The organism is Butyricimonas sp., from assembly GCF_019423355.1.
Taxonomy (GTDB): domain Bacteria; phylum Bacteroidota; class Bacteroidia; order Bacteroidales; family Marinifilaceae; genus Butyricimonas; species Butyricimonas faecihominis.
On record NZ_JAHZBP010000003.1, the window covers coordinates 204,890 to 226,540 of the forward strand.

General features: G+C 43.9%; 18 protein-coding genes and 1 tRNA gene. 8 read left to right on the forward strand and 11 right to left on the reverse strand.

Translation table 11 applies throughout. From position 1 onward, the window contains the following. The first annotated feature begins 49 nt into the window (after nt 1–49). Complete coding sequence (locus QVC79_RS05855; protein WP_124316465.1) at nt 50–1,396, forward strand: TlpA family protein disulfide reductase; 1,347 nt, start codon at nt 50–52, stop codon at nt 1,394–1,396. Nucleotides 1,397–1,400: 4 nt separating this feature from the next. Here QVC79_RS05855 and mutL read toward each other — a convergent pair whose 3' ends face one another. From mutL to QVC79_RS05880, 5 genes are all read right to left on the reverse strand, one after another. Next, on the reverse strand, nt 1,401–3,266 hold the full coding sequence (gene mutL, locus QVC79_RS05860; RefSeq protein ID WP_270594304.1) for a DNA mismatch repair endonuclease MutL: 1,866 nt from the start codon (nt 3,264–3,266) through the stop codon (nt 1,401–1,403). 10 nt (nt 3,267–3,276) lie between these two features. Beyond that, nucleotides 3,277–3,585, reverse strand: coding sequence for a hypothetical protein (locus tag QVC79_RS05865; protein WP_124316467.1), 309 nt, complete (start codon nt 3,583–3,585; stop codon nt 3,277–3,279). 28 nt (nt 3,586–3,613) lie between these two features. After that, nucleotides 3,614–4,708, reverse strand: coding sequence for a lysylphosphatidylglycerol synthase transmembrane domain-containing protein (locus QVC79_RS05870; protein WP_270594302.1), 1,095 nt, complete (start codon nt 4,706–4,708; stop codon nt 3,614–3,616). Nucleotides 4,709–4,796: 88 nt separating this feature from the next. Beyond that, nucleotides 4,797–5,507 (reverse strand): hypothetical protein, encoded by a 711-nt coding sequence (locus tag QVC79_RS05875; RefSeq protein ID WP_270594301.1) that lies wholly within the window; start codon nt 5,505–5,507, stop codon nt 4,797–4,799. A 428-nt stretch (nt 5,508–5,935) separates the two neighbouring features. Further along, nucleotides 5,936–6,009, reverse strand: a tRNA-Ala gene (locus tag QVC79_RS05880). Nucleotides 6,010–6,108: 99 nt separating this feature from the next. On the opposite strand from QVC79_RS05880, the gene QVC79_RS05885 reads away from it, so the two are divergent. From QVC79_RS05885 to QVC79_RS05915, 7 genes are all read left to right on the forward strand, one after another. Then, on the forward strand, nt 6,109–6,690 hold the full coding sequence (locus tag QVC79_RS05885) for an RNA polymerase sigma factor (protein ID WP_124316470.1): 582 nt from the start codon (nt 6,109–6,111) through the stop codon (nt 6,688–6,690). A gap of 109 nt (nt 6,691–6,799) precedes the next feature. Then, entirely contained in the window at nt 6,800–7,960 is a 1,161-nt protein-coding gene (locus QVC79_RS05890) for a FecR family protein (protein ID WP_270594299.1), read from the forward strand. Nucleotides 7,961–8,056: 96 nt separating this feature from the next. Next, the gene (locus QVC79_RS05895; RefSeq protein ID WP_270594298.1) at nt 8,057–11,623 is read left to right on the forward strand and encodes a SusC/RagA family TonB-linked outer membrane protein; all 3,567 of its coding nucleotides are present in this window, start codon (nt 8,057–8,059) and stop codon (nt 11,621–11,623) included. Nucleotides 11,624–11,635: 12 nt separating this feature from the next. Next, entirely contained in the window at nt 11,636–13,222 is a 1,587-nt protein-coding gene (locus QVC79_RS05900) for a RagB/SusD family nutrient uptake outer membrane protein (RefSeq protein ID WP_270594297.1), read from the forward strand. After that, the gene (locus QVC79_RS05905; RefSeq protein ID WP_270594296.1) at nt 13,207–13,857 is read left to right on the forward strand and encodes a hypothetical protein; all 651 of its coding nucleotides are present in this window, start codon (nt 13,207–13,209) and stop codon (nt 13,855–13,857) included. The genes QVC79_RS05900 and QVC79_RS05905 overlap by 16 nt, the downstream gene beginning before the upstream one ends. 12 nt (nt 13,858–13,869) lie before the next feature. Next, entirely contained in the window at nt 13,870–14,640 is a 771-nt protein-coding gene (locus QVC79_RS05910; RefSeq protein ID WP_270594295.1) for a hypothetical protein, read from the forward strand. An 86-nt stretch (nt 14,641–14,726) separates the two neighbouring features. Continuing rightward, nucleotides 14,727–15,998: a thioredoxin family protein gene (locus QVC79_RS05915; RefSeq protein ID WP_124317903.1), complete on the forward strand. Its 1,272-nt coding sequence runs from the start codon at nt 14,727–14,729 to the stop codon at nt 15,996–15,998. A gap of 7 nt (nt 15,999–16,005) precedes the next feature. On the opposite strand, the gene QVC79_RS05920 is transcribed toward QVC79_RS05915, so the two are convergent. The 6 genes from QVC79_RS05920 to QVC79_RS05945 form a co-directional block, all read right to left on the reverse strand. Beyond that, nucleotides 16,006–17,028 (reverse strand): endonuclease/exonuclease/phosphatase family protein, encoded by a 1,023-nt coding sequence (locus QVC79_RS05920; protein WP_270594292.1) that lies wholly within the window; start codon nt 17,026–17,028, stop codon nt 16,006–16,008. After that, nucleotides 17,012–17,212: a hypothetical protein gene (locus tag QVC79_RS05925; protein WP_270594291.1), complete on the reverse strand. Its 201-nt coding sequence runs from the start codon at nt 17,210–17,212 to the stop codon at nt 17,012–17,014. The genes QVC79_RS05920 and QVC79_RS05925 overlap by 17 nt, the downstream gene beginning before the upstream one ends. A gap of 2 nt (nt 17,213–17,214) precedes the next feature. Further along, complete coding sequence (locus tag QVC79_RS05930) at nt 17,215–18,141, reverse strand: rhomboid family protein (RefSeq protein ID WP_270594290.1); 927 nt, start codon at nt 18,139–18,141, stop codon at nt 17,215–17,217. 13 nt (nt 18,142–18,154) lie between these two features. Next, nucleotides 18,155–18,979 (reverse strand): rhomboid family intramembrane serine protease, encoded by an 825-nt coding sequence (locus QVC79_RS05935; RefSeq protein WP_087419625.1) that lies wholly within the window; start codon nt 18,977–18,979, stop codon nt 18,155–18,157. After that, nucleotides 18,976–20,409 (reverse strand): PSP1 domain-containing protein, encoded by a 1,434-nt coding sequence (locus tag QVC79_RS05940; protein ID WP_087419626.1) that lies wholly within the window; start codon nt 20,407–20,409, stop codon nt 18,976–18,978. The genes QVC79_RS05935 and QVC79_RS05940 overlap by 4 nt, the downstream gene beginning before the upstream one ends. Nucleotides 20,410–20,517: 108 nt before the next feature. Beyond that, on the reverse strand, nt 20,518–21,645 hold the full coding sequence (locus tag QVC79_RS05945; RefSeq protein ID WP_270594289.1) for a DNA polymerase III subunit: 1,128 nt from the start codon (nt 21,643–21,645) through the stop codon (nt 20,518–20,520). Between the last annotated feature and the right edge of the window lie 6 nt (nt 21,646–21,651).

The window sequence follows — 21,651 nt, forward strand, 5'->3', positions numbered from 1 at the left end:
AAAGAATTTATAATTAATTTAGCAAATTGTAACATTGGTGCGTTAGATCATGGGAAAATTTGGAGGCATAATATTGATCTTGATATTATTGATGTGGTGTTGTAATACCCGGAAAACGGTTGTGGAGTTTAATCTTATCGGGTCTTCGGGGATACAGCCGGAGCTGGTGGTTAACGGGGAGGAACGGGAAATTGAAGTGGATGACTCCGGCTATGCCAAATTGATGCTGACGGAGGGCGAACATGGATATGCAACGTTAAAATATGGAAAGGATCGTCTTCCTTTGTTTATTGAAGACGGAACGACATTACGAATATATATTTACGGGGATCATGCTAAAGGGAATATCCGTTTTGAAGGAGACGGCTCTCCTAAGAATAGTTATTTGAATAGTCAGGTCATGAAGAATCTGTCTTTTGATTATGAACTGAATGCCCCGGAGTTTTTAGACCAGTTGAAGGATTTGATTCAAGAGCAGTTTCATTATCTGGATACCATGGGTTTCGATGCCGCTTTTGCCGAGATGGAACGGAACCGGATCAAGTTTTCCACTTATAAAGCGTTGGAAAATTATCCCTTGTATCATGCTTGGAGTACAGGAAACATGGATTATCAGCCGGATACCGCTTATCTTTCCTGTATCAAAAAATTGATCAAAGAAGATGAGAAGTTGTTGGTTCTGAAGGAGTACCAAGAAGGAATGGCCTCCTTGGTTTCGTTGATCAGTACGTACCACATGAAGGAGCTGGATGCCTACAAGCAAGTGATGGCGCAGTTTGATTATGTGATTCACCATTTGACTAACGAGACGCTGGTGGAGTTCCTGATCGATCATTACGCTTATGCTTATTTGCTTGGTGTGGGAATTGACGAGCATATTGATGATGTCTTGCGGGTGTATGATTTTTACGTGAAGGACCCGGCATTGCGGAAACGGTTTCAAGAGATTTATGATCGTTGTGCGAAAATTGTCCCCGGTAGTCCTGCTTTTGATTTTATGTTTACGGATATTGCCGGGCAAGCTGTTGAATTGGAAGATTTCAGGGGAAAATACCTGTTCATCAACGTGTGGACTACTTGGGGCGTTCCTTGTCGCTATGAAAATCTGGCTTGGGAGAAACTGGAGAAAGAGTTTGAAGATGAAAATATCGTGTTCGTGGCTGTTTCTTGTGATAATGACCGTGCTGTCTGGGAAAAGCGGGTGCGGGAGAATCCCAAGGGAGAAGTACAATTATATATGGGGAGTGATCGTTCTTTCATGGATTTTTACATGATTCGCGGGATTCCTCGTTTTATTTTGATCGCTCCGGATGGACGTATTATCAATTCGGATATGTCACGACCTTCTGATCCCGAAACAGCGAAAACGTTGCGGGCTTATCTGAAAGAAAAATAGTTTTTTATTTAAACCACTGGGTTACGTCCTCATTTTTCAGAATGTGGATGATTGTCTTGCCGTCAGCCGTGTAATTGGGATGCTGACAAGCGAATAAGTTGTCGAACAGATCGCTCATTTCCTGTTTGTCCAGTGGGGTATTGTAATCCAGCGATGCCGCCTTTGCGAGTGATAGGGCTATGCGTTCCCTCATTTTATCCCGGATTGAACCTTCCGTGTTCTTGTAATGTTCAATTAGGCTGATAAGCACTTCTTTTCCGCGAGAAGTCGACAAGTCGGACGGGGTGGCGTAGATGGCGTAGCAATTCTTTCCGAATTCTCCGAGTTCAAAACCTAATATGGCCAGATCGTCCATGATTTCTTTTACGAGTAGAAAATCTTCAGCCGAGAGTTCTAGAGTTTCGGGGAACAGGCTTTTTTGTCCGCAGATTTGTTGGTGTGACAAGGTTTCCAGATAACGTTCGTATAGCACCCGTTCGTGCGCCCGTTTCTGATCAATGAACATCAACCCGGAATGAACGGGCGTGACAATGAATCTGCCTTTCATTTGCACGAAAGAGATGATTCCTTCGTGGTCCTCCTGTTTCTCTGCCATTTCGGGGATTTCAGTTTGTACTTCTTCGGTTTTATCTTCCAATCCGGCGAAGAGTGCATCCCAGTTTGCGGGAACTTGTTCCTTGTGCCGGGGGTCGAAGTTCTGGCGTGAACTATTACCGCCTGACTGTTCGAAGTTTGAATCTTCTTTCGAGATCGAGGTGGAATAGTTGAACGGGTTGTAATGGGGGTTATAACTGACCTTGGGAACCTTCGGGAGAATCGGTGAGTCGGGAACCGTGAAGTCAACCTTGTCTTCCGTATCAAAGTCGATTGTCGGGGTTACATTGAATTTGCCCAAGGCCTCTTTTACGCTGGCCAGTATAATTTGGAATATAGCACTCTCGTCTTGAAATTTGATCTCCGTCTTTGTCGGGTGGATGTTCACATCTATGATGGAAGGGTCCACCGTGAAATAAAGGAAATACGAGGGGATCATGTCCCCGCTAATCAAGCCGGCATAGGCTTCCGTGATTGCTTTATGGAAAAAGTTATGTTTCATGAACCGGTTGTTCACGAAAAAATACTGTTCCCCGTAAGTTTTCCGGGCGTGCTGGGGGATGCATACGAAACCATTGATGGTAACGATTCCCGTTTCGCAATTAACCGGGAGTAGTTTTGTATTAATCGTTTTCCCGAAGGCATTAACGATACGCTGTCGCAAGCCGGATGCTGGCAGGTTGTATATTTCGTTCCCGTTGTTGACGAGCGTGAATGCGATATCCGGGGCGGTGAGGGCCACTCGTAAGAATTCCGTGGTAATGTTACGGAGTTCCGTGGTGTCCGATTTCAGAAATTTTCGTCGGGCGGGAATCGTGTAGAACAGGTTTTTAACCAGCATATTTGTTCCCCGGGAACAATTGATATTTTCCTGATTTTTTAATTCAGAATCGGCCACGAAGAGGTAGGTACCCAGTTCATCCTCTTCCCGTTTGGTGCGTAATTCCACCTCTGCTACGGATGCAATTGATGCAAGGGCCTCTCCGCGGAATCCCATCGTGCGGATATTGAACAAGTCCTGTGCGCAGGATATTTTGGATGTAGCATGACGTTCAAAAGCCATGCGGGAATCTCTCGGGGACATTCCTTTCCCGTCGTCAATGACTTGGATAAATCCTTTGCCCGCGTTCTTTAGGATAACTTGTACTTTTGTTGCCCCGGCATCAAGGGCATTTTCCATTAATTCCTTCACCACGGAGGCCGGACGTTGTACGACCTCTCCTGCCGCAATTTGGTTCGCTACCGAGTCGGGTAATAATTGAATTACGTCTGCCATACCGGAATCCTTAGAATAATTTCATGATGAGGTCGATCTTGTACGTTGCCAAATAGAAGATCCCGATCAGTATAATGATAAGAATCATGAAGATACGGGTTGAGTAACCAAGACCTCCTCCGAGACGCTCATTTTTACGTTTGGCGTATTCTTTTTGAAGACTGGCCTTGACATCGGGAATATATTCATCCCCATCTTCCGCTAATCCCAGTTCTGCACGAATACGTTTTTCCCGTTCTTTTCTGGCCTCTGCTTCCGGGTCCCAGTAGCGGGGTTTTAAGTTGAAACGACGGTGTTCCGGTTGTTTAAATAGTCCCATGATTTTTATTCCTTAGCACGTTAAATCTTTAATTGTTCGTTTTCGTTTTCTTCGATGTCTTGCCAAAACTACGGGCAATCCATTTCGGTACGATAAATGCCCCGATGAACAGGTAAGGGTAGTAGCTGATGAGCCTCCATAAAATGGCCATCGCTATGGCAACCCCGGCGCTCGGAAGGAATTCCCCGAGGTATTTGGAGAAGACGAATTCCGCAAAACCGCTACCACCTGGTGTCGGGCTTACCAGCATCATGATCCACATGACGAGTTGTCGTGCAAAGATAAGAAAATGTTGCGCCCAATCATAACGTCCGAACCAAAAAGCCACGAGGATGGCGTTCACCACCCAGTAACGTGCTGTCCACGAGAAAAAAGTGGCTCCAAATGTTTTTAGCCAAAAGGAGAATGGCATACGTCTTAATTCGTGGGAATTCCGGATAATATCGGTTCCGGCCTCGTTGGCATCATGACGCCATTTGCGGAGAATACGCCACCGGAATAATTTCATGATCAGCCATTTCAAGCCCCGAGGATTCTTGAATAACCCGTAGCTTAACACGAGAAGGTAGGCAAGTTTCACGCTATATCCGATAACGGCCACGAGAATTAACCCGTCGGCTACTGCTTTCGTGGTATCCGGCATTTCCCACAGTGCCTGATGGTTGACGAATAGCAGTATGAGTGGAAACATGATGATGAAGTACAATTCGTCAAGAAAGGAGGTTGCCATGACCATGGCGGAACTTTTCCCGACCCCGATACCTTCTTTATGCACGAAAAGGATTGCCAAGCTGGTTCCCCCGATGGCGGAAGGGGTTACTGCCGAGGTGAATTCCCAGAGAAATATGATTCGGATGGATTGTATCCAGTTTAGTTTCCCGCCGGATAGTATTTTGATCCGAATGATATACCCGAAATCCCGGATGGCCATGCACAGGACGGCAACGAATAACCAGAACACGGTGTTCCATGTAAAGGTGATCATGTCAAATGCTTTGGGATCGAATTCTTTATATAACATGTAAGAGACCACGGCCAACCCGATAATGATGGGATATATGATTTTATACGGGCTGATTTTTTTTGTCAGTTTCTGGTTCTCTTCTTGGCGCTCCTGTTCCATAAACTTCGGTTTTTATTTGTGGCTAATTTACGAAAAAAAGGACAACGAGTTTAATACGTTGTCCTTTTTTTCAGGAAAGAGTGGTTAATTAGGCTACGATGATTTTTTCACTACGGGAGAGATTTTCGTGGTATCGTTTACTTACAGCCCGGTGAATGAGGTACATGTAAGGTAGTCCCAAGTTGGTTTCGAGAAGAGAGTTAACCACGATGGTCATGAAACTCGGGTTACGGATTCCTGTGATCAGTAGTACGAATTCCCATGCGAATTGTACTAGAATCCCGATGGCAAGAATCCACGGGATGTTAATCTTTCGGGTTTCATCTGTCGTTCTGATATTGTGAATACAAAGAATGGCATATCCCACGAAGAGGATGAGGGCCATGATGCCATGGTAGGCTCCCGTACCCCTTGAAATGGTGATCGGGGCGAAATTACCCCCGAAACTTTGGCTTAGTAACGAGGTGGTAAACCAAGAGGTGATAATCAAGATTGACCATTCCAATGCCCGTTTGTCCCGGTCGAGCCAGAGCCATATCCATACGAAATTCGTGAAACCGTAACTCATGCTTAACCACAGGAGAAAACAGAACGGATCGGCTCCTTCCACACTTCTTGTCCCTAAATACAGGTAAAAATAACCATAGTCAACAATGAAATACAGGATTCCGGCCAGTAATCCGACAAGGATTGCCAAATATCTTTTCGTGTAAACTAAGGTTGCACCTAGGAAAAGTAGGAATGCGACATCAAGGTACATGTAAAGTGCGTTCATCGTACGTGCTGCAATAACTTCCATTATGTTGTATTTTTAGGTTTAGTGATAATTTGTGTAACATAATTTATGCCAAATTGGAATATTTTTGCTGAAATGCTAAAATTGTTCCTACCTGTTTCTAGGGGTTGTAATCTTCCGGGTGAAGTCTTGCCCTCGGTATGGCCTACTCTTGCGTCTTGTCGTTATCTCTTCGTTATCTTTTCGATGAAGTCGGCTTCTATAGGAACGAAGGGAGACGGAGAGTGATAACAACATAAAGAGATAGATGTAAGTGTTGGTCTTGGGATGGAAGGGTAGAGAAATAGTTTTGAAATAAAAAATTTGAGTATTTGTACACCACTTTTCCTTGTTTTTTTAAGCCGTTCCAAAACCTAAAAAGAAACCCGAAAAAATCGAAAACACTCTTTAAAATTAAAAGCATTGAAATTCAATGCTTTATGTAGTGTTTGTGGAGAATATCGGAATCGAACCGACGACCTTTTGAATGCCATTCAAACGCTCTAGCCAACTGAGCTAATTCCCCGTTTGCGATTGCAAATATAGATAAATATTTGAAAATAGGAAATGGTTGAGGTGTGATTTTGTCGATTATTCTTATATTTGCCGTGTAAATCGGCGTAAAATGACCAATGTTGATAATGAGTTGACAGTCTTCTTGCAGATGCAACAGGGAGATCGACGGGCGTTTGAATATTTCTTCAACACGTACGTGGATATGTTGCACGCTTATGCCTTAGGATATTGCCGGGATTCGGATGTAGCCGAAGACTTGGTGCAGGAGGCGTTCGTGCGGTTTTGGACGATGCGTGAAAAGATCACTTATTCGGAATCTATTTATGGCTATTTGCAGCGGACCGTGAGAAATACCTGTATCAATCAGAAAGTGCGGGAGCGGGTTGAGGAACGCTATCGGCAGGAAATGCTGAATGGGGAGACGGAGGAGTTCGATTGGGAAAATGACGACGCATTGGAAGAGCTGAGAAAACTATTATTGGATGCAATAGATCGTTTGCCGGAAAAATGTCGGGAGATATTCGTGTTGAGTTGTGTGGAAGGGTTGAAGTACCAAGAGGTGGCCGATAAATTGGGAGTTACGATTAACACGGTGAAGACGCAAGTGCGTTTTGGTTATAAAAAAGTAAGATCGGATCTGAATCTTCCGGGGACCACCTTGTTCATGCTGTTGAGTATGTTACTGAAATAGAGTTGTTTCCTTTCAACTTGAAAAATAAAGTAATTTCTTTTGAAAAAAATGTCTGTTTCTTTCACTCGTTTTGTTTCCGACCTTGTTAATAAGGTGTAAAGCGAGAAAAATGGAAACAGAGAACAAAGATCATATAGAGGAAATCCTGCGGCGTTTCTTGACAAAAGGAGAAACGATGAATTGGGATGAGTTGCGGACAGAGCTGAGGAAGGACGAGTATGCTCACGTGAAGAAGGAGTTGCTAAGGATGAGGGCGATGCGGATGAAAACGAACCGGGAGAAAATTTGGAATGGGGTGCAGGAAAATTTACAACGGGATGCAAGGAGGCGACGCTTGTTGCGGGTTACCCGGTATGCGGCTATTTTAATACTACCATTATCATTATTCTTGTTATTTTGGTTAAATCAAGAGAAAGAATTGGCTCCCGTGAACGTTGCGACTGTCGGGACAATGGATTCCACGGGTATACGCAAGGCTTATCTGGTTTTGGAAGGAGGGGCGAAAATAGAGTTGTCTGCCCCGCATTTGGATACAATCCGGCAGGAGGACGGGTTGCCTCTGGCCGTGGATACGTTGGGAAAATTGGTGTATAATACGGTAGAGGAAGAGGTAGAACAATTATTCTATCATAAAATTGTGGTTCCTCGGGGCGGGGAGTACACGGTGGAGCTGAACGACGGGACCCGGGTGCGGTTGAATGCGGATTCGGAATTGAGGTTCCCGGTGAAATTCGCTTCGAATGAACGGAAAGTGTTTTTAAAGGGAGAGGCCTATTTCGAAGTGGAGCATGACACGTTAAGGCCTTTCCGGGTGGATGTGCATGATGATGCGATAATCGAGGTGCTGGGAACAGAATTTAATATAAATGCTTACCCGGAGAATGATGAAATCTTCACAACGTTGGTACGGGGAAAGGTGCGGGTAGACGATTTGCAGACGGATTCGACAGTCGTGTTGTTGCCGAATCAACAAGCGGTTCTTGTTGGTACGAGGATCGACGTGAAAGAGGTAAACCCCGAAGATTATATTACTTGGATTAACGGTCGATTCTATTTCGAGAAGATGACCTTGGAAGAAATTCTGATCCAGCTGGAACGGTGGTATGACTTGCAGGTATTTTGGACGGACGAGGAATTGAAGTCTTACGAGTTCACGGGTGCCGTGTGGCGGGATAACACGATTCGCCAGACGTTGGATATGATTGAAAAAACTACGGATGTTCGCTTTACGGTCTCCGGCCGGACGGTAACGGTGAATGCCCTGTTATAAAAAAACGGTATCTGTTCGCGCAGATACCGTCTTGATAATTCGACTAGCCTGAAGTTGGATTCAGGGTTGGTCATGTTAAACTATTAATACAAAATTATGGAAAAAAATCGAACGATGCAACAAAATGCGTGTCGGACTCTACGTTCGTCCATTTTGGTAAGTGCAAGAGTGTTACTGATTTTATTGTTCTGTGGCTTATCCGTGGCTTGGAATCCATTGTTTGCACAGGATAAAAGTGTGACGCTTCACGTGAAAGAGCTACCTTTGGGTGAGGTCGTGAAGGAGCTGAAAAAACAGACGGGAAAGGATTTCCTTTTCAGTAACCGGGAGGTGAACGTGGATCGTAATGTCACGGTGAGCGTTTCGAACATGGCGTTAAAGGAAGTTTTGCCTTTGGTCTTTGGTAAAGATTACCGTTTCGAGATCGGGGAAAACGTGGTGATCGTGCGACCATTTGTTGCCGTGAGAACTGATGGGCAGAAAGGCGGTTTCATTGTGAGAGGTGTGGTGATGGATGTAAAGAAACAGCCGTTACCGGGAGTGACGGTGAAAGTGGCAAATACCACCGTGGGTACGGCGACGAATAATGCTGGGCAATTCGTGTTGCGTTTGCCGATCACGAAAGGAAGTCTGGAAATTTCGTTTGTCGGGTTTAAATCTCAGACCGTGAACTTCACGGAAAATACGAGGGACACGATACGGGTTATCTTAAAAGAGGATGTGACCGGGTTGGACGAGGTGCAGGTGATTGCTTACGGGCAACAGAAAAAACGGACGGTGATTAGTGCGGTATCTTCCGTGAAGGCGGATGATATAAAGGAATTACCGACCCATAGTTTGGAAAGTTTGCTGCAAGGACATATGGCGGGCGTGGAAGTAAATAATATTTCGGGAGCTCCCGGAGGAGGTGGTTCTATCGTGGCGATTCGCGGTTATAACTCTTTTTTTGTTGACGGTGGAGGTGAAGGGGAAGATCGTGCTTACGGGACACCTTTGTATGTGATTGACGGTGTGCCCATGCAGGCGTTTACTTCCCCTATCACGGGAACGAATACATTATCCGATTTAGATCCTTCTATGATTGAATCTATCGAGGTATTGAAAGATGCAGCTTCTGCCGCTATTTACGGATCTCGTGCCGGTAATGGCGTGATCTTGATTACCACGAAAAAAGGGCGTGCGGGATTGACTAAATTTACAGCGAATGTTTCTTATTCTGCTTCATGGTTACCGAAAACACCGGAGCAGAGTGGAGGGCAATTGGAACGTTGGTACAATATTCGGGGGTTAAGAAATACGGTAACTCCGTATCAGGATGTGGATGGACATTGGAAAATACCTACTTCTTTCGAAGAAGTGTATCGTTTTAGAGCTACTACCACGAATCAGCCGATGTACGACTGGTTTTTAGGTACATCGTCAAGTGCGAATAGTGCTTATCATTTACAGGATAGTTTGAATGTATTTTTTAATAACTCAACAGATTGGTGGAAATATGCCTATCGCACGGCAAGCGTGTATAACGCCAATATCCAGGCTAGCGGGGGAACAGAAGCTGTTCGCTATATGATAGGTGCCGGTTATTACAAGGAGGAAGGTATTATGCGGAATAGTGATTATCAACGGGCTAACGTGATGACGAATATATCGGTTCATCCCACGAAACGTCTTCAGATAGATAATCAGATTTCTCTTTCTTACACGGATCGTAGTCGGGGAGGAAATAGTGGGGGTGCGAAGATTGAGGGAATGACGGTGAATCCTACGGTAGTTTCCTCGTTATACCCGGGAGATTCTTATATTAAAACCGAATTGTTGGAGAAAATGAATAGCATCACCCAGAAAAATCATGGTTACGGGGCCCGCTATAATTTGGTATTGGATTACGAGATAATTCCTGATTTGCATTTACGTGTTTCGGGCGGAATCGATTATAATCAGCAGAATATGAATCAATTCTCGCCTAGTACTTTGGATAAATATTACCATTGGTCAACGTCGGAAGGTAATATTGGACGTAGCCTCTCCATTTTGAACGAGAATTTATTGAGTTACTCTTTTAGCCTGAAACAAAAACATAATTTTGATGTGTTGTTGGGACTTTCTTTCCAAAAAGACCAGAACTATTCCAATGCCGGAAGCGGAAGAAATGGTCCGAATGATTACGTGCAATATGTACAGGGAAAATGGGGAGATGGTGCCGGATTAGTTAATGTTGCTGATCCCAAGAGTGATGAAACGGTTTACGAATCTGCTTTTTCTTATGCTTCGGATTTCGAGGAAGAACGGATGAATAGTTATTTCGGGCGTTTAACCTATAATTTCAAGGAGAAATATATGTTTGAAACGACCATACGTAGAGATGGGTCTTCTGTTTTCGGAGAAAAAGTACGTTGGGCAACCTTTCCTTCGATTGCTGCCGGTTGGGCTTTTTCGGAAGAACCCTTCTTGAAACATTTGTATTGGTTGAGTTTTGGTAAAGTACGTGTAAGTTGGGGTAAATCTGGTCAGAAATTCGGTCAACGTTATCTGGCGCACGGTTTGATGACTTCTAGCGGGAGTTTCTTGGGTACGAGTGGAATTGTTCCGGATACGGATGGAGGGGTTATTAACCGGAAACTGACTTGGGAGGAAACGAGTCAATATGACGTGGGATTGGATCTCAGTTTATTTGACTATCGTTTGAAAGTAACGACTGATTATTATTATCGTTACACGAAAGGACAGTTGAATAAGGTTGATCTTCCCGGTGATATATATTTTCATAAATTTCAATGGCAAAATGCATTAGCTGTTTCGAATCAGGGTATTGAGGTCGAGTTGACCGCGGATATTTTGCGGGAAACAGCCGTGAAGTGGAGAATGAAATATAATGTTTCCCGGAACTGGAATCGTTTCGAGAAAAGTAGTGACGGATATGATTATGAACAAAATGTTTTGGGGGAACCTTTATACCGGATAAGGGTATTCAAAACAAATGGGTTTTATAATTCAATGGATGAAGTTCCCATGTACTACACGGAAGCAAATGGTTTACCGAAACCTTTGAATACAGGTAATACAGGTATCTTTTTTCCGGGAACACGTCGAATATTGGATCTGAATGGTGACGGTGTAATTTCGGAAGCTGACAAATATTATGCGGCAAGCCCTTTACCCGTCGCTCACGGTGGATGGATCAATGAGATAAGTTGGAAACAGTTTGATCTGAATGTTGTTTTTACTTATTCGTTAGGACGTCATATCATAAATAATTACAAGTACTCGTTTGCTCAACCCGGTAATGGACCTGCTCCGATCATGGGTGATACCCGGGATTTTGATGCATGGACTCAAGCGGATAATAAAGAACATGATTTCTCCAAGTTACAGATGTACACGGAGTTGAAGAATCAATTTTCGGGAGTTTATGACACTGCTATTGAGAAGGTTCATATGCTTCGTTTAAAACAACTTACGTTGGGTTATAATTTGGATCGCCAAATTGCCGATAAAATAGGGCTTTCTGGGGCTCGTCTATTCATGACTATGGAGAACTTGTTTCTGTTAACAAACTACTCCGGTTTAGATCCGGAGATTGTGAGTATCTTCAGTGGATTGGATGCATTGTCTTCTTATCCGCTTCCCCGGAAATTTACTGTTGGATTGACTATTAATTTTTAAGATGTGACGGGTATGAAAAAGATATTATTTATTTTAATGCTTTTACCGTTTTTCTCCTGCAATGATTGGTTGGACGTGGAGTCTGAAAAATCGGTGACTTACTTGAATTATTTCAAGAGTGAACAGGATTTGGAAAAGGTGTTAATCTCTATGTTTAATAACGAAAAAGGAATATTTGCTCCTTATCATGTAAATGCTTTTGGCTGGGCCGGACTGCCATGTGATAATGCCGGCGACTATGAAGGGTATAGAAAGTTAGATCCTGCTGAATTTTTCAATAAAATGGGTATGGAAGGCTGGAGTGGTCATTATAGTGCCATGTATCTGGCAGATATGTTGGAAGAGAATCAATTCCGTTTTGAGAATATCTCTGATGAGAGGGCGAAATATTGGCTGGCCCAAGCGAATTTTGTTAAAGCATTAATGTATTTTGATTTGGTACAGAATTGGGGAGAGGTTCCTCTTGCCCCCGGAACGGAGTCCACGGAAGCTGAAGGAAAAAGTACGGTCGATGTTATTCTGAAGGAGGCTATACGTTGTGCTGAGGTTGCTTTGATTCTTCCGACGCATGATAAATTAATGGATGCGAATGGTAACGTGATTACCTCGAAACAATATGCCAGTTTAGGCACGGTACACACGTTGCTAGCTAATATTTACGCTTGGATGGGAGGATTGTATGGCGATACGGAATATTGGAAAAAAACAGAAGAGCATGCGTCTTTGGTGATAGACGGGAAGGTCGGTTTTTATGATTTGGAAAAGACGATTTCTCTTCTGATCGCTAATACTTTGGGCGCAAATAGAACGAGTGACGAAACAATTTTCGCGATAGAAATAAATGAAACGGATGAAAATAGGTTTTGGAGGAAACAATTTGAGGAGCGTTACCCGGGATTGGTTCTGGTCGATTACCCGTATAGTGAAATGAATCCTCAGGAAATAGAATCGAATTATCGGAAACCTTGGATTTCGGTGAGATCTGTGCTGAATTTGTATCCGGATAGGAAGGACGAAAGACGGGACGAATATTGGTATCGATTGGGAGAAGTCAGCTATTGGGAGGATTCAGACTGGGATGATGATGGAAATGTGATTGATTCCGTAGAAATTATATCAGATTATGCTTTTTTAAATAAATGGCGTGATCCTATTCGTACCGTGAATCCGTCATTTATAGATAAAGACGGAGAGGCTCAACTATTGGCGATGGAGGGGAACCGGGTGGTATGGCGTTTGGCGGATCTGATTTTACTTCGGGCAGAATGTCGTGCACGTTTGGGTGAGGCTTCGGCTGTTAACGATTTGAATCGGATACGGAAGCGTGCCGGTTTGGATGATTATGATGGAAGAACTGATTCTGAATCTCTGCGGAGAGAAATTTTTCTAGAACGGGAGCGGGAATTATTTGGGGAAGGACAACGTTATTATGATGTCGTGAGAAACGGGTATTTCCGGGAAGAATTATCTTCGGTGTATGCAGCATTAACTGACAACGATATACGGGACGGAGCTCTTTATCTTCCCGTGTCTCGTAATTCATTTACAAAAAATCCATTAATGAAACAAAATATTTACTGGTCATGGCGGCAACAATAAAACATATAACTAAGGGGGCAATCGTGGTAATGGTGCTATGCTTTTGCTCTTGCACAAAATACAATTATATCAATGGGGGAACGGCAAACGGAATTCATGATTGTACGATGTGGGAATATTTTCACACGAATAGTTACGATTGGGATTCCACGGTTGTCATGATAGAACATGCAGGACTGAAATCTCTTTTCGATGGAACTGGTGAATATAAGCAAATCACTTTTTTCGGTTTGACAAGTAATAGTATCTTACGCTATATGTTAGAAAATAATTACGAGAGAGTGACAGATATCCCGGTTGGAAAATGTCAGGATATTATACAGAAATTGGTGGCTCCGAAACGCATCATGTTGAATGATGTTCCCCGGGGGAACCGGATACAATCGGGAGGGGGAATCGAGAGTGCGTTTGTGGAATATGATGGTTTGGTATTTGATTGTATTAGAGGTTCTCTTTTCTTGTGGACACAAAGGATGGCTTATAATGATATCGAGGATACCGGAGAGATCGCACTTTATATCGCTAGTCGAAATCAGGACGGGACTAGGAATGAGCGTGTTGCTTCCACGGATATACAAACTACGAATGGAGTTGTTCATTCGCTTAATTATGATTTCAGATTCCGTAACTTTTAAAAATAGGCGATGATGAGAAAGATATTATTATTCATGACGCTAGGATGTTCAATCCTGTTGGGTGCTTGTAGTGATGTGGAGGTGGGATACTTGGTTTCGGAACATGCGGCATATACTCAAGATTCTCTGCATTTGTATAATATAGAGAATCGACTGGAGGAGTTGATCAATATATTGAATGAATTCCACGGGAAAACAGGACCTCTTTTGGAAGAGAAAGCCGAATTAAGTGAACTCAGGCAAGAGAAACAATGGGATTTGTGGGATTTTGATGATTATGAGATTGCACCGGTACAAGAGCAATTAGCATCGTGTACGGATGCTGAAACATGTAAAAAATTGCAGGCTTTATTAGATGAGTTGAATGCACAACGGGAGGTGATGCGTAAAGAGATAAAAAACTTGGACGATCAGATATGGAATTTACAGCAACAGGTGAATCAGATTGCCGAGGAGCTGGGTTTTGGTTCTGAGAAGGAATTGACTAATCAAGTGGATAAGTTGAAGAATACTATCGAGTATGAGATTCCTTGGGTGACCTCTCCGATCGAGGGAGTGTTGGGGACTGAGCCTTTGGTGTATTCTATCGAGAACGTGAAGAATGAGAATGCTGCTAATGCGGAACTTTTCCGTAAGAGTTTGTCTATTATGGGAGGGGGACGTATGTACGTGGAGCAAAATCTGGAAGCTCCTGCCGGGCGGTATGGCGTTTCAATTCGCCTTGAGAATAAAGGACAACGTGCTATTCTGGAAGATGCGTTCACTTTTATCGTGGACGAATAGACCTATTTATAATTTGATATCCGCAGGCGGATGGCCGCTTGCGGATACTTTGAGTGAATGTCTTCAAACGATTTAATTTGTTATTTATGAAAAAGGTGTTTTATTTATTGGTGTTCCTCGTGGGAACGCTAGGGAATCTCTCGGCTCAAATGGTATTGTTTGAAGGGACGTTCGAGGAAGCCGAAGAGAAAGCGAAAGAAGAGAAGAAAGACTTGTTCGTGGATTTTTATGCCGATTGGTGCGGACCGTGTAAAGCGATGGCTTCGGAAGTGTTTACCCGCCCGGAAGTGGGGGAGTATTTTAACGCGCATTTTATCTGTTTACAGGTGAATGTAGAGGCAAAGGAGAATGCGAATCTGGCAAAAACGTATCGTGTTATCGCTCTGCCGACGATGGTATTTATCCGCAGTGGCAAAGAATTACGTCGGATTGAGGGAGTCAAAGCTCCGGAGGCGTTTATCAAGGAGGCTAAAATCGCTTTGGGGGAAGAATTGAGTTTTGACCAATTGTATGATAAATTCAAGAAGGACAAAAAGAATTTTGAACTTCAACAGCAATTGTTATTGGATGCTCCCGTGTTTATGTCTTCCTTACAGGGATATGATCGGGAAAAGTGGGCATCCCGGATAGAAAGTCTTTTTCCGGACTATTTGAAAAATAAGAAGTTGGAGAATATGGTCAATGAACAGGATTTTACGATTCTCTCGATGTATCATTCTCAGGTTTCCAAGCAGGACCCGATCTTTGATTTTGTTGTTGCTCATTTTAATGAATATGCGCAAATCGTTGGGAAAGAACAAGTCAGTGGTTATTTGATTGGGTTGAATAATAGTTATATCATCCAATTGTGCAAGAAAGGAGATTTGGCTTATAAAGATCGTTTGGGACGGGTGAACAGGGATTTGAAAGAGGTGTATTCCGGGATTACTTTCGGGTCCTTGTCCGTGTTGGATGCGATAACGTTATTATCGGATGCAACCTACTATTTATATAAACAGGATGAGAGGAAATTCTTCGAGAATATGGATAAGTATTTAGCGGGAATGGGAGATAAAGCAGAGTTAGAGGATTATACCCAATCGCTAGAGGATCTTTCCGTGGCGTACAACGGGAATCTGTCGAAAACGGCTTACACAAAGAGTATCGTGTGGATCACGAAGGCCTTGGAAAAAGAAATGTCCCCGCAATTGCGTACTCGTCTGTTAATGATGATGGGACAATGTTTTCAGAGTATAGACAACAAAGAGAAGGCAAAACAGGCTTATAACCAAGCTTTCTTGGTGAGTGCGGAAATCTCGGATAAGATGCAGATGAAACAAATTCAAGAAACAATACAACAGTGTTTGTTAGGATTGTAGAAAAAATCTAAAATCGAATATCACTTTGCACCGGATAATGATCGGAATACTTAACGGTATCACGGGTATAAGATACGGTGCCGAGCGTTGGTGTGTGCAGGATGTGGTCAATACGGAACGAGGGGAATTCTCCGATATACGTGTTCCCGAGGCCACGTCCTTTTTCTATGAAACAGTCTTTCATCCCTTCGGACAACGTGTGGTAGGCGAAGGAGATCGGGGTATCGTTAAAGTCCCCGCAAATGATAACCGGGTAGGGGGATTGTAGCATATGATCTTTTATTATTTGCGCCTGTTTTGCCCGGTTTCGGTTGGCGGTAACCAGACGGGAAGATATAGTCTTGACACCTTGCGTGGCATTTTGCGTGTTACCACTGGTGAGTTCCTTGTATATTTGTTGTTCATTTTTGCCTAACCGGTAGGATTCAAGATGTACAGAGTATACCCGGATCGTGTCTTTACCGATGGCTATGTCTCCATAAACACAGGCGGCCGAATGTCCTTTGTCGAATTTAATCACGCCTTTGTTAATAATCGGATAGCGGGAGACGAGTGCAACATCCCGATTGCGGTGATAATACGGGTAAGCAGGGAATTTTTTGAAAGAGGCTTCCCGTTGAGGAAATTCCTGCATACAAACAATGTCGTTACCGCTATTATTGATGTAATTTTCGATCTTTGCAGGTGCATCCTTTTCGCCTATTCCTAACATCTGGATATTGTAAGTCATGATGGAAAGGTTGTGGGGGGCATCGGGTACGGTTTGCGGGTTCAATCCATAGTAAGTGGTAATTAACGGGTACCCGGCCGCGATAATCAGTATGGATAGAATGGCTATCTTTTTCCAGCGTGCAATCCAGTAAAGCAGCAGGATAATGTTTACAATCAATAAATAATGATAGGTGTAGCCCAGCAGGGATGAAAAATAAAACACGTTAGGGTTAATATAGGGAGCGGTGTAGCTCCCAAGTAATCCGATCATGGCGATGATCGTGACGATCCTCATGATAATATCAAATAACCGGCCCAAGGAATTTTAGATTTAATAATTTTAAATAGAACTCCTCCGTCAGCTTTGCTGCCACCTCCTCTATAAACAGAGGAGGAGCTGGAATCGTCTTCGTCTTTGGGAAAAGGTACCAGCTCTCCCTCTGTTTATAGAGGGAGTACCCCGAAGGGGGGAGGGAGTTTATTTTCAATTTTCCATTTTTCATTTTCAATTGTTTTTCGATTTGAACAATATCTCCTTTTCTTCTTTTGTCAGGCTTTCATAACCATGTTTGGAGATTTTGTCCAAGATGCTGTTGATGCGGTCGTCTTTTCGTTTTTTGTACTCGTTATATTCCATGTCATTCATGTCCGAGACTTTCTTTTTGTACTTGACTCTCATGGTCTTCTTATGGAATAGGCGGCTGTTGCCTAACTTGGTGAAGAGGGATGAAAGTCCTTTGGTCAAGTCGAGATTGCGACGGAAAGACAAGGTGAAAAGATAACCGAACAAGGCTCCCCCGAGGTGGGCAATATGCCCTCCCGCGTTACCGCTAGGGATACTTAGAAGGTCTATGACTGCCGTGAAGATCGCTAGGTGAATAAGTTTCACCGGGCCGATCAGAAACACGTATATCTTGTAGTTCGGGTGATAAGTACACACGGCGAACACGATGGCCATGACGGATGCCGAGGCACCGATGGCCCACGACTGGTAACGTTCAAGCTCGAAAGCGGGAAACAAGGCGTAGGCTGCCATGTAAATAATAGCCCCGGTAATTCCCCCAAGGAGATACACTCCCGTGAGTTTCTGACTGGAGAACGTGTTTTGAAAGATCGAACCGAACCAGTACAGCCAGAGCATGTTGAACAACAAGTGTAAAAACCCGAACTGGGTGAACATGTAGGTAATTATCGTCCACGGCGTGTAAAGCAGACGTTCCGGCAGCGCGGGAACACCTACGTAAGGCAACAGGAGTTGTTCGAAGCCCCGTTGTCCGGCCAGTACGAAGAATACTTCCAGAATCTTGATGACGAGAAAAACACCGATATTGATATAGATCAGGCGGGAAAGTGCCGTTCCTTGTTTGAAGGAGTTCTTTATCCCATTCCAGATTCCACCTGAAAAATTCGATCCATACGCCCTGTTGTACATAACCTATCTTTTTCTAGTAAAACTTCTTGCTGTGTTTTCGCCAGTAAAGAATCAAGAAGAAACCGAAAAGCATACCACCCAAGTGTGCAAAGTGAGCCACGTTGTCACCTACCGAATTCTGTAAACCGAAAAACAATTCGGCGGCACCGTACAAAAGCACGAAGTACTTCGCCTTGATGGGAATGGGAATGAACATCAAGTATAACTCGGTGTTCGGGAACAACATACCGAATGCCAGCAATATGCCGAAGACAGCCCCGGATGCCCCGATAGTCGGAACGTTGGTATAGGCCTGAATAATACTTTGCATGTAATATTCTGCCTGTCCGGCAAACTGCGAACTGGCAGGTGCGGCATTCCAAGCATCGACAAATTGCATCAATTGCGAGAGTAATCTGGGGTTGCTCACGTGAGAGCGGACGAACTCGGCGAAGACTCCCGCGTCAGGAGTACTTTGGAATGCGTAGAATTGTTCCTGCATATTGTGTAGACCGTACCAGCTTACCAGCGAGTGGAGTGCGGCAGCGCCTAATCCGGTAACAAAATAGTAAATAATAAAACGTTTGGTACCCCATACCGATTCCAGTATCCGGCCGAACATGAACACGGCAAACATGTTGAAGAAAAGGTGAGTAAGCCCTTCTTGCGTGAACATGTGCGTGATATACTGGTAGATCTGGAAATACTGGGATTGCGGCAAGTGCATCCCAAGTATATTGACAAGATCAACGTCCGACCGCTGGCCGATCATGTTAACGGCCAAGAAAACGAGTACGTTGATAATGATGATGATCTTTACTGCCGGGGTGATCCCGGCGAAGGGTCTATAATTATTCATTGTTCAGCAGGTTTATTATTTTCCTTGTTTTCCGGTTTATTGTTTTTGTCTTGTTTACGTAACACTTTCGGTCCGTCCGGGCGATTTGCCGGTTTCTCGTTGGAACGATTACCCTGTTGGTTATTATTCCGGTTTTCTGGGCGGTGCTTGGGCCTGTTGCCTTGCCTGTTTTCGTTTCTATTCTCGTTCCTGTTTTCAGGCTTGTTCCCCGTGTTGTTGCCCGGATTTTCCTTGGGTTTATTCTCGTTATTCGTGTTGTTGTTCTCTTTCTGGTTGTTTTTCCGGTTATTACGGTTTCTGGAGTGATTTCGTTTGCCTTGATTTTGTTTTTTCTCGTCAAAACGATTCAAGCTTTCTTCTCCCACCCCGTCCGTGTAACCGATGTTCACTTGTTCTTCTTTTTCGACATCGACAGCTTTTGCCGGAATTTGTCCCCGTTTGTTCATGGCGATGATCTCTTTCACGCGGGCGACGGATAGTTTGATCAACGTACCGCGTCCTTCTTTATCGAAAGAGTAGGACATATTGCGACCGAAAATATCTGTTTTCTGGTGATAGAGCATACCTTCGCCCGTGTTCAGCCAGATATTGGTGGACGGGAAATCTTTTTGCTCGTCAATATAAGCATCGACCTCGTAATTCAGACAACATTTCAGCTTACCACATTGTCCTGCCAGTTTTTGCGGGTTTAAGGAAATGTCCTGATAACGGGCGGCAGAAGTGGAAACGGAAATAAAGTTCGTGATGAACGTGGAACAGCATAATTTACGTCCGCACGACCCGATTCCCCCGATACGTCCTGCCTCCTGACGGGCCCCGATCTGTTTCATCTCGATCCGGATGTGGAATGTTTCCGCCAAAATCTTGATCAGTTTCCGGAAATCCACGCGGTCATTGGCGATGTAGTAGAAAATGGCTTTTGTCTTGTCCCCTTGGTACTCCACGTCCCCGATCTTCATGTCAAGTCCGAGTTCGGCAGCGATAACACGTGAACGGATCATCGTGTCGTGTTCCAAGGCGATGGCCTGTTGCCATTTCTCGATGTCGTGGGGTTTTGCCTTTCGGTATATCTTTTTCAAGGGATTACGTTCCAAGTCGACTTTTTTCAGTCTCATCTGTTCCCGCACGAGTTCTCCCGTGAGGGATACGATCCCGATGTCATGTCCAAGAGCTGCCTCCACGGCCACGATGTCCCCGATATTTAGTTTCAGATTACTGTTGTTTAAATAAAAACCTTTCCTTGTATTTTTAAACCGGACTTCCACGATTTCAGAAGGAGTGCATCCTTCCGGGGTATCTTCCATCCAGTTATAGACCGTGAGTTTTCCTGCCAGCAGGCGGTGATCAATCACGGGAACAACCTGTGGTTGTTGCTTTATATTTTTGTTTTCGGAGTTATTCTGTACTTCTTCTTCGTTTATCTCACTCATACTGTATTAATTGAAAATTGAAAATTGAAAATTGAAAATGGTGTGATATTTATTTTCGGTTTTCAATGGTTCAATTTTTAGTTTATATCTTTTAGTTTTTCATGTTTTTCACGGTCTGATGTTTTGCATCACCTTGATGCAGAGATCCGTGAAAATTATTTTCCCATTCCCGTTTCGGATGATGTCACTATATGCACGTTCAAATTCATCGAAAAGGGGAATAATATTGCCTTCATGAACGTAGGGAGAGAATCTCGTGGAGAAAGTTTTCTCCCGTTCAGTCATGTATACTATTTTTTCAATACCAAAGTTTCTGACAAAGTTTTCCCGTAACATACGGATGCAATGCATCAGGAAACTTTTTTGCTTTTCTCTTCCGAGAGAAGCGAGTTCATTGACAAATTCGTTGACGGGGAGCATTTTCCGTTCCCAGCAGAGACGCATCATCTGCACGAATTTCTCTTGGTTGTAAACAGATTCGTCGGTTTCGTTCAGCATGCGGAGGGCTCTCAGCCAGCTACCGGATGCCACGTGAGCGACTTGATCGGCCGAGTCCCGGACCAAGTGTTTTTGAAGAACCAGTTGTTCCGCTATGTTTTCTTGGGTCAGAGGGGGTACCTTGATCCTCTGCGTCCGCGAGAGAATCGTGGTGATGATTTCCTCGGCGTGTTCGGTGACCAGCAGGAATAACGTGTTCGGGTAGGGTTCTTCCAGTATCTTTAAAAGTTTGTTGGAACATTCCGTTTTCATCTTTTCGGGCAACCAGATGATCATGACCTTGTAGTCCGATTCGAAGGATTTCAGGTTGAGTTTCCGGAGGATGTTCCCGCTTTCTTCCGTATATATCAAGGCTTGGGCGTTCTCGTCGGCACCCATGGCTCCTAGCCATTCTTCCATGTCTATGTATGGACTTTTGAGCAGAAGGCTACGCCATTCGTTGATATACTCGTCACTGATCGGTGTTTTTATCTTGGCTGATTTCACCACGGGAAAGACGAAGTGTAAATCCGGGTGAATCAGTTTCTGCATCTTTTTGCACTCCGGGCAGACCCCGCAAGCATCTTCATGTTTATCGCCCGTGCAGAAAAGATACTGCGTGAAAGCTAACGCCAAGGCCAGTGAACCCGCTCCCGTATCACCGGAAAAGAGTTGGGCATGACTGATTCTTCCCGTTTGCAGGGAAGTAATCAGTCTTTGCTTTATTTCTTCATGTCCTATGACGTCTTTAAAAAACACCTTGTT

Excerpts from the sequence above, each read along its gene's own strand:
- QVC79_RS05930 (WP_270594290.1), bottom strand. The coding sequence starts at position 18,141 with ATGTACAACAGGGCGTATGGATCGAATTTTTCAGGTGGAATCTGGAAT.
- QVC79_RS05925 (WP_270594291.1), bottom strand. The coding sequence starts at position 17,212 with ATGAAAAATGGAAAATTGAAAATAAACTCCCTCCCCCCTTCGGGGTAC.
- QVC79_RS05935 (WP_087419625.1), bottom strand. The coding sequence starts at position 18,979 with ATGAATAATTATAGACCCTTCGCCGGGATCACCCCGGCAGTAAAGATC.
- QVC79_RS05940 (WP_087419626.1), bottom strand. The coding sequence starts at position 20,409 with ATGAGTGAGATAAACGAAGAAGAAGTACAGAATAACTCCGAAAACAAA.
- QVC79_RS05900 (WP_270594297.1), top strand. The coding sequence starts at position 11,636 with ATGAAAAAGATATTATTTATTTTAATGCTTTTACCGTTTTTCTCCTGC.
- QVC79_RS05890 (WP_270594299.1), top strand. The coding sequence starts at position 6,800 with ATGGAAACAGAGAACAAAGATCATATAGAGGAAATCCTGCGGCGTTTC.
- QVC79_RS05875 (WP_270594301.1), bottom strand. The coding sequence starts at position 5,507 with ATGGAAGTTATTGCAGCACGTACGATGAACGCACTTTACATGTACCTT.
- QVC79_RS05910 (WP_270594295.1), top strand. The coding sequence starts at position 13,870 with ATGAGAAAGATATTATTATTCATGACGCTAGGATGTTCAATCCTGTTG.
- mutL (WP_270594304.1), bottom strand. The coding sequence starts at position 3,266 with ATGGCAGACGTAATTCAATTATTACCCGACTCGGTAGCGAACCAAATT.
- QVC79_RS05865 (WP_124316467.1), bottom strand. The coding sequence starts at position 3,585 with ATGGGACTATTTAAACAACCGGAACACCGTCGTTTCAACTTAAAACCC.
- QVC79_RS05905 (WP_270594296.1), top strand. The coding sequence starts at position 13,207 with ATGGCGGCAACAATAAAACATATAACTAAGGGGGCAATCGTGGTAATG.
- QVC79_RS05855 (WP_124316465.1), top strand. The coding sequence starts at position 50 with ATGGGAAAATTTGGAGGCATAATATTGATCTTGATATTATTGATGTGG.
- QVC79_RS05895 (WP_270594298.1), top strand. The coding sequence starts at position 8,057 with ATGGAAAAAAATCGAACGATGCAACAAAATGCGTGTCGGACTCTACGT.
- QVC79_RS05915 (WP_124317903.1), top strand. The coding sequence starts at position 14,727 with ATGAAAAAGGTGTTTTATTTATTGGTGTTCCTCGTGGGAACGCTAGGG.
- QVC79_RS05870 (WP_270594302.1), bottom strand. The coding sequence starts at position 4,708 with ATGGAACAGGAGCGCCAAGAAGAGAACCAGAAACTGACAAAAAAAATC.
- QVC79_RS05885 (WP_124316470.1), top strand. The coding sequence starts at position 6,109 with ATGACCAATGTTGATAATGAGTTGACAGTCTTCTTGCAGATGCAACAG.